Origin of the sequence: Aphanothece microscopica RSMan92 (assembly GCF_046613545.2) — a bacterium.
Taxonomy (GTDB): Bacteria; Cyanobacteriota; Cyanobacteriia; order PCC-6307; family Cyanobiaceae; genus NIES-981.
In genome coordinates this window covers 1-421 of sequence record NZ_JBKKKY020000597.1, presented here as the reverse complement: position 1 = coordinate 421, position 421 = coordinate 1, and the positions used below count along the sequence as shown (strand labels likewise).

1 protein-coding gene is annotated in these 421 nt (G+C 63.4%); it reads right to left on the bottom strand.

Annotation, left to right across the window (positions count from 1 at the left end):
• Nucleotides 1–406, bottom strand: a 406-nt coding sequence (locus ACLD7X_RS19230; protein ID WP_411425277.1) for an EamA family transporter, incomplete at its 3' end; no start/stop codon positions are given.
• Nucleotides 407–421 lie beyond the last annotated feature (15 nt).

Below are 421 nucleotides of genomic sequence, written 5' to 3'. Positions count from 1 at the left end.
TGCGCTTCGTCAGGATGTCGCGCACGGCCACGGCGAAGACGATCAGCAGGGCGAGCAGCTCATAGTGATTGAAGGTTGAGACCGAGGGCTTCACGATCATCAGTACACCAACGAAACCGCCGATGATGGCGCTCATCCGCCGCCAGCCGACCTTTTCCTTCAGGACGATCATCGAAAGCAGGGCGACCGCGAGCGGCACCGCCTGCATGACGGAGGTGAGGTTGGCGATCTGCATGTGCATGAGCGCAGTGACGAAGGCGATGGTGGCGACGACGTCCAGCAGGCTCCGGAGCAGCACGTTGCGCTGCGCGATCCTCGGCAGTTGCGGCAACAGGCCCTGCCAGGCGCAGATGAGACCGATGAGCAGGAACGCCATCATGCCGCGGATCATGATGATCTCGCCCACGGGCAGGCTCCGCCC